Source organism: Maribacter sp. 4G9, from assembly GCF_002742265.1.
Lineage (GTDB): Bacteria > Bacteroidota > Bacteroidia > Flavobacteriales > Flavobacteriaceae > Maribacter.
Genome location: NZ_MDGL01000146.1, coordinates 24,922 through 32,923 on the forward strand (window position 1 = coordinate 24,922; position 8,002 = coordinate 32,923).

At 41.2% G+C, this 8,002-nt stretch carries 6 protein-coding genes and 1 pseudogene; 2 read left to right on the plus strand and 5 right to left on the minus strand.

Annotated elements, in window-relative coordinates; translation table 11 throughout:
* Positions 1–88: 88 nt before the first annotated feature.
* The 4 genes from BFP75_RS14020 to BFP75_RS14035 all read right to left on the minus strand — a co-directional run bounded on the left by BFP75_RS14020 (position 89) and on the right by BFP75_RS14035 (position 4,799).
* Positions 89–1,435, minus strand: coding sequence for a GH1 family beta-glucosidase (locus BFP75_RS14020; protein WP_099545997.1), 1,347 nt, complete (start codon positions 1,433–1,435; stop codon positions 89–91).
* Positions 1,436–1,443: 8 nt separating this feature from the next.
* Entirely contained in the window at positions 1,444–2,439 is a 996-nt protein-coding gene (locus BFP75_RS14025) for a glycosyltransferase family protein (RefSeq protein WP_099545998.1), read from the minus strand.
* Positions 2,440–2,452: 13 nt separating this feature from the next.
* Complete coding sequence (locus tag BFP75_RS14030) at positions 2,453–3,313, minus strand: UDP-2,3-diacylglucosamine diphosphatase (RefSeq protein WP_099545999.1); 861 nt, start codon at positions 3,311–3,313, stop codon at positions 2,453–2,455.
* Between the two features lie 610 nt (positions 3,314–3,923).
* Positions 3,924–4,799 (minus strand): NDP-sugar synthase, encoded by an 876-nt coding sequence (locus BFP75_RS14035; RefSeq protein ID WP_240531796.1) that lies wholly within the window; start codon positions 4,797–4,799, stop codon positions 3,924–3,926.
* A gap of 204 nt (positions 4,800–5,003) precedes the next feature.
* Between BFP75_RS14035 and hemN the strand changes: the two genes are divergently transcribed.
* A complete protein-coding gene (gene hemN / locus BFP75_RS14040) occupies positions 5,004–6,365 on the plus strand; it encodes an oxygen-independent coproporphyrinogen III oxidase (RefSeq protein ID WP_099546000.1) in 1,362 nt (453 codons plus the stop codon).
* A 24-nt stretch (positions 6,366–6,389) separates the two neighbouring features.
* Positions 6,390–7,211, plus strand: coding sequence for a universal stress protein (locus tag BFP75_RS14045; RefSeq protein ID WP_099546001.1), 822 nt, complete (start codon positions 6,390–6,392; stop codon positions 7,209–7,211).
* A gap of 618 nt (positions 7,212–7,829) precedes the next feature.
* Here the strand turns inward: BFP75_RS14045 and BFP75_RS14055 are convergent.
* Positions 7,830–8,002 (minus strand): annotated as a pseudogene (locus tag BFP75_RS14055) (IS66 family transposase); the annotation flags it as partial.

Below are 8,002 nucleotides of genomic sequence, written 5' to 3' on the forward strand. Positions count from 1 at the left end.
AATTAAGATTCATGTAATTTTTGAGTTAGTTAGCTTAAGCCGATGGGAGCATCGGCTTTTTTGTTTTAAAAAGCTTTTGAGACAGTTTTTAGGTGACCTTCAAAAAGCCCCTATACCATTTACCCGATTTTTTAACGGTACGCTTTTGGGTTTTAAAATCCACATGGACCAATCCAAAACTGGGATGATAGCCTTCCGCCCACTCAAAGTTATCGGTTAGTGTCCACACAAAATAGCCATGAACGTTGAGACCTTCGTTTTTGGCCTTTAGCACCTGTTCCAGGTGATCTTTAAGATACTGCTTTCTATTTTTATCCTTGATTTTTCCCTTTGTGAAGGTATCATGGAATGCGGCCCCGTTTTCGGTTATAACAATATTGGGCATATTGGAATATGCATCGTATTTGCGTATCATTTCGTAAATGCTTGGTGGATATACCTCCCAATCCATCAATGTGGTACGTACGTTCCGTTTGGGGGCTTCAATAATCTTGGCCTTTATATAAGGAACAAAGTAGTTGTGTTGTATTACTTCCCGAGTATAGTTCTGTATACCTATAAAATCAAATTGAAATGCACTTTCCTCCATATCCCCAGGCAAAATGTAAGGCTTTAGCCTTCTTAAAATAGGTAAATCTTTTGTGGGATAGCCTAGACCCAAAACAGGTTCAATAAAAAGACGGTTTAAAAGTGCGTCCACCCTTTTTGCCGCTCGAAGATTTCTTTGGGAATTATTTTTGGGGACAATGTAGGAGCAGGAGAATGTAGTGCCAACCTTGGAATTGGGAACTATCTTCCTCAATAACCGGCCTATGCGACCCTGAGCTAATTGCGCATGATGAACGGCCGGCAGGAAATTGCGCAATCTTTTTTTGCCCGGAGCGTGCACACCCAAAAAATAACCACCGCCAGTAAACACCATCGGCTCATTCAAAACCATCCAATATTTCACCCGGTCACCAAAGGACTGAGCGCAAATCTTGGTGTATTCCTCTAACCATTGAAGGACTTCCCTATTGGTCCAACCTCCTTTCAATTCAAGGGCATGGGGCAGGTCCCAATGGTACAAGGTAGCCCAAGGCGTTATGCCAAGTTCCAAACAGTAGTCGATGACCCTATTGTAGAAGGCAATTCCCTCCGGATTTATTTTACCGGTACCAGTAGGCAATATCCTGCTCCAGGAAATGGAGAAGCGAAAATTTGGGATATTTAAGGATTTCATCAGGTCGATATCTTCCTTGTACCTGTGGTAAAAATCACAACTTGTCTTGGCGGTCTCATTGCCACGGATATTTCCTTTCTTTGAGCTGAAAATATCCCAAATGGAAGGTCCCTTGCCATGTTTGTCATGGGCACCCTCTATCTGAAAAGCGGCGGTGGAAACCCCCCAAATAAAATCCTTGCCAAAACCTGAGGAGTGAATCTTTTTTGCCATGAAGAACCCTATGCCTGTAAGCTTTTCTGAAGTAGTTTTTGAACTATTTCACTGGTAATATTTGGGTAATCTACTTCAATTTTTTTACTGGAGGCCACCCAATCCATGACTTTGGGAAGGTGCTTCTCCTTTAAGGATTTTATGACTGGAATATTCATTTCCTGTAAAGCGGCCGCATTGCATTGTTGTTCATATTGACCTTTCATAGGAACTACGAGTAGCTTCTTTTGCATGTAAAGGGCTTCCGCTGGGGTTTCAAAACCGGCACCGCATAGAACGCCCTTACTGGTGGCCATGCTTTCCACAAAGGCTTCGTTGGTAATGGGGCGTATGCTTAAATTCTTGGTGACGGTTTCCTTGATGTTGTGCTTGGAAAAAACATCCCACCTTACCTTGGGTATTTGTGAAAGAAAATGAATGATTTTTCCATCGCTATAGGAAGGTAGATATACAGTATAGTGTTCCCCTTCGTAAACGTGGGTATTACGAACATCGGCCCTGATAATAGGCGTAAAAATACCCTCGTCATAGGATTTAAAATGTAATCCAAAATGGTGGCTGCCCGGTGCATAATTCTTTAAGATCATTCTACCGAAGGTGTCCTTCTTTTTAGGTTTTGGGGCCTTATTGGAAAGCACGGCGGATTGATGGCTAAAGCTGTAGCATGGTTTTTCCTCCAATTTGCATGCCCATGCCGTAACTGGTTCAAAATCATTGATGATCAAATGGTAGTCCTGAACAGGAATGCTTCGGATTTCCTTTTGCAATCGCAAGGTGTTCGATTTCACGTAGGTTTTCCACATATCCACACCCCCTTTTTTTCCAAAGATGAAGCTCAATCCCTTGCATCGGTATTTAATCGAGTAGGGCAAGTCTATATCGGCCTGGGTACCGCTGATCAAGATATCCAGATCTATATTTTCATCAAGCAGGGCCGGAATTACGTCCCTTGCCCTGCTTAAATGCCCGTTTCCGGTACCTTGAATGGCATATAATACCCGCATTGTCCTTAATGGATTATTTTAATTTTACCAATCCGCTTGTCCTGAATTCATCCAACAAGCTTTGAAAGAGTTCCGCTCTTTCCAGAACCGGATGTTCCTCTTGGGTATCCTCCAATTGATTTTGTATACCCTTATCATTATAAAAGGAGTAGAGCTCCCATTGACCGTTAGCGTATTCCAAGGAAGTTAGGTTTTCAATCCAATCCCCGGAATTCAAATAGGTAACCGCACCTTTTTCCGTTTCGATCTGGCGAATCTCCGGTTGGTGTATATGACCACAAACAACAAAATCATAACCGTTTTCAATAGCGATTTCTGAGGCAGTGGTTTCAAAATTGTTAATGAATTTGACAGCCGACTTCACCCCGTTCTTTATTTTTTTGGACATGGAGATAGGGCCTCGCCCTAATTTTTTGCTAAAAAAATTAATAGCCCTGTTCAATAGTATCAGAAAATCATATCCTTTGGCCCCGAGCTTGGCGACCCATTTGGAGTGTTGCATGGTCACATCAAAGACATCCCCATGAAAGAACCATGCCTTTCTACCGTGAAGGGGCAAGACCACTTTGTTGACAATGCTCAAGGAACCCATCTGAAACCCAGTAAACTTACGGAGCATCTCATCATGATTGCCCGTAACGTAATGTATTTTGACACCCTTTGCGATCCAACCCATAAGGTATTTGACCACCTTCATGTGCGACTTGGGCCAGTAGCGCTTACTAAATTGCCAAATATCAATAATGTCACCGTTTAGAATTACCTCCTGAGGGGCAATGGACTTTAAGTAAAGCAATAGCTCGTTCGCGTGACATCCATAGGTGCCTAAATGCACATCGGATATGACCACAATATCAACAGGTCTTTTTTTCATAAGGGTCGATGAATTGGTGGTGATTTTTTCTTGAGTGGAATAGACTGATGGGTGAGTTTACTGAAAAACTTGGGGAAAAAGTAGTAAGAAGTTTCAGTCTTATTTTCACGCGTTTATATAAAGAATAAGAGATCCCTAAATGAATATTTTCTTTAAGTGAGGTAAATAGTTCACCATAAAAATTCCCTCGATGAGGGTTTCATCCAAAGAAAATCTCTGACTACAAAGTTCTCCTTTTACACGACCAACTTGGTTACGTGCAACTTATCTTTTGGTTACCTGATTGTTAAGTCGGTTTTAGAAGGGCCTACAATGGGAGGCAAGTCTCAAAAGACATTTTGTAAGCCAGTAATTTATAGGTAACAACAGTTTCCACTTGGTTCACCACAAAAATCGATGAACTCGCAACAAATAGTTCCGTGACGGAAATAGGGAAACTATATTTACAGTGTAATAAAAAAGTAAATAATTTTTCATTTTCATATAGTGTTCTCGTAAAAGAGTCTGGTTAAAAAAAGCCAGACTCTTTTTAGTTTGTGCCGTTTGGAAACAAAAAAATAAAGGGCCGTTGGAAATTTCCAACGGCCCTTTATTTCTAACACAGGTTTTTCTACCACAACGGTGTTCTATACAGCCCCTGTTCCGTTTTGGCTTTAAGGTTCTGCACGGCCTCTTCACGATCACTTGCATAGGTAACCCCAAACCATTCCGCACCGGAAGGAATACATTTTACCTCCACTTCGTTGGCCTGTAGCATTTCCTGGATCATAAAAGGAAGATAAAGTTCGCTTGAAGCTATTTTTTTCTCGTCTTGTAGAAATACCTTCAATTCAGCATCTATCTTGTCAAAAATGGAAGGCCTACAAACCCAGAAATTCATACTGGCTTGTTCGTCGCCCGTAAATTCTAGTCCGGTATCCTCATCCACGATTTTGTCGCCCTGTTGGACCAGTTTTAATCGTTCGTTTACGGATATCAAGTTATCTCCCTCTACCTTACATACTCCTCTTGAAACGGAACCGTGTTCAGATAGGGTATCCTTTAAGGTGTATCCCAAAAGGGCGAATGCCTCGTTATTGGATTTTATGAAGTCGGCCGCTTTTTTATAGACGGCTTGGCCGTAATAGTCATCCGCATTTAATACCACAAAAGGCCCGTCAATAACATTTCTGGCCGTCCACACGGCATGTGCCGTTCCCCAAGGTTTTTGACGATCGCCTTTATAGTCCACTCCATCTGGCAGATCCGTCAATTCCTGGGCCAGTACATTTATTTTAATGTTTTTTGGCAATCTTTCACTTAAATATTCCTCCAAAAAGGAAACATTATCTTTTTTGGTGATGACCACGATTTGTTCAAAATTGTTTTGTAGTGCATCGTAGATGGCAAACTCCATCAGGAATTCCCCTTCGGGTCCCAAATCATCGAACTGTTTCAGTTTTCCATATCTACTTCCGCTACCTGCGGCCATTAAAAGTAATGTCATGATTTTAAATTTTAAGATTCAAAAATAAGGATTGTGATGAAAATAGCGGGGAAGAATCGGCCAAACAGTTGAGGATTCCCCATGAAGTTGCCTTTTTAGCTTCCGTTGCTACCTCTAAGGTTATTGATAGAGCATAGCAAACTGATAATTATCATATTTTTTGGTCGGTGTCGGGATTAGATTTGTACCATATTTAAACCAACTATGTGCAATCTTATTCAAAAATATAATATTCCGGGTCCTAGGTACACAAGCTACCCAACGGTCCCTTTTTGGGATATTCATTCGTTTTCGGGCAAAAAATGGGAAGCTACGGTGAAGAAAAGCTTTTCTGAATCCAACGCCAAGGAAGGCATCAGTCTATACATCCATCTTCCCTTTTGTGAGAGTATGTGTACGTTTTGTGGGTGCCATAAGCGCATCACCAAAAGGCACGATGTTGAGATTCCTTACATACGCACCTTGTTGAAGGAATGGTCCCTTTATTTGGAGTTGTTCGACGAAAGGCCGATTATCAAGGAGCTCCATTTGGGAGGCGGTACCCCTACTTTTTTCAGTCCGGAAAACCTTCAAATGCTTATCAACGGTCTTTTTAGAAGGGCCGATAGGGCGGAGGATTATGAATTTAGTTTTGAAGGACACCCCAACAATACAACTAAGGAACATCTTCAGGCACTATACGATGTTGGATTTAGAAGGGTAAGCTACGGGGTACAGGACTATAATGAGACCGTACAAAAGGCCATTCATAGGGTACAGTCCTTTGAAAATGTAAAAAATGTTACGGATTGGGCCAGGGAAATTGGCTATACGTCCATCAGTCATGATATCATATTCGGTTTACCGCACCAGACCTTGGAACATGTTCTGGAAACTATAGAAAAAACCCAATCATTGATGCCGGATCGATTGGCATTTTACAGTTATGCCCATGTGCCTTGGCTTAAGGGAAACGGTCAGCGTGGCTACAAGGATTCCGATCTGCCATCTGCAGAGGAAAAGCGCGCACAATATGAATCCGGAAAAATGGAATTGGCAAAGGCTGGTTACACAGAAATTGGCATGGACCACTTCGCATTGGAGACGGACGGTCTGTATCAATCCATGCAAAATGGGAAATTGCACCGGAACTTTATGGGCTATACCGCTTCCAAAACCCAATTAATGGTAGGCTTGGGAGCCTCGAGTATCAGCGATAGCTGGTATGGTTTCGCCCAAAATGTTAAAAGCCTGGAGGAATACCAACACTTGGTAGAGCATAACATCATCCCCATTTTTAGAGGTCATATTTTAACTGATGAGGATATCGTTATCAGAAAACATATTCTAAATTTAATGTGCCAATTGGAGACGCTCTGGTTCGGGGAACCCATGCAGTTCAAAGCGCTTCCCGTAGTCTTGGAAAGATTAAGGGAAATGAAGGACGACGGTCTTCTGGAAATGACTCCCTATCAATTAAGAATCACCCAAAAAGGAAGGCCTTTCGTTCGCAATATCTGTATGGCCTTCGATTTGAAATTACACGAAAAAACACCGGAGACCAGATTGTTCTCCATGACCATTTGATTGTTTAACCTAAATCTTGTACGTATGAAAAATATAATTGTTCCCATAGATTTTTCGGATATCTCGGAATATGCATTTGAGGTAGCGGCTTCCATTGCAAAAAAGCACAACGCCACTTTGTATGTGCTGCACATGTTGGAGTTGAATCAGGCAATGCTTACCTCTACGGAAGGCTTTCATCCGGAGCAGACCGTATTTTTGATAAAGTTGGCGGAAAAAAGATTGGACGACTTTTTGGACAAACCTTATTTGAAAGGGGTAAAGGTAGAGCCAATAATAAAGCACTACAAGGTTTTTGGTGAGATTAGCGAAGTTGCCGAAGAAAACGATGTGGATTTGATCGTGATGGGTAGCCAAGGTGCGGACGGACTCAAGGAGATGTTCGTGGGTTCCAATACTGAAAAGGTTGTAAGAAACTCCGGTATTCCCGTATTGGTCATCAAATCGAAAATAACCGATTTCAATCCAAAGCAGATCGTTTTTGCATGTGATTTGAAAAACGAAAACATACATGCACTGCAACGGGCCAAGTTCATTGCCGATAGTTTTTCGGCAGAATTGAAACTGGTCTATATCAATACTCCGGGAGACGATTTTTTAAGTACCGCCGAAATTCAAAAACGAATAAAATCATTTTGCGACCTGGTCGGTTTTGATCTGCTTATAGCCATTTACAATGACTATAATGTTGAGCGGGGTGTACTGAATTTTGGAATGGAAAGCAATGCCGATATGATCGGTGTCCCCACCCATGGAAGAAAAGGACTTTCACACTTTTTCATGGGCAGTATAGGAGAGGATATTGCTAACCACGCAAGCTTACCTGTGGTAACCTTTAAGATTTAGTTGGTTGAGGAAATCACAGTTTTTAGTTGGTTGAAAAGGGTGCCTTGGCACCCTTTTTTTATACCAATTTCATGCCAATGGGATCCCAATTGACCGGTTGTTTTTTATAGTAACTTTCATTGGCCAATAGGGCAGCACCAGCGGCCCTTAAACCAAAAGTTTTAACACTTTTATCATGATTGAAGTAATTACCACTTATTTGATGATTTTGGTTAACATAATAGGATTGTTACATCATTGTCCGTGGTATCAATTGATACTAATGGCGAACCACCGGATTTTTCAGATTTTATACCGGGAAATGGTATAAAAAGAATTCCTTTCGATTGAACCAAGAAGAAGTATTAAATATTTAACTCGCTTTCACCTCTTCTAGAGTTTCTTCGGTTTTTTTATCAACCTTGGAATTTGAGAGGGTAAGATTTGATTTTTTCTTTTTACTGGATCTTAGCCATTTTTCCTCCCTGTACCTCATAAAGCTTTTCGATTTGAAAATATGAGGTGCAAATGAAATGGCCAATGCTCCCAAACCTATTCCCAAAAGTGCATTGGGGTCAATGAAAAAATCGCTAAAAGAAAAAACACCAATAATCAAAAGTGTAGAAAACGGGTAACTAATCAGTCTACTTGAAATTCAAATTTAGCGATTAGGTTCAATGCTTGAATCACGTTCATTCCGTTTTTGATGGTGGTATCGATTACGGATCGGATTTTGGCAAAATTCTGAGCATTTCTGGGGTTTTTGAACTGGCCCGATATTTTTTGTTTTACCTTGACATTTCGAATCGCTT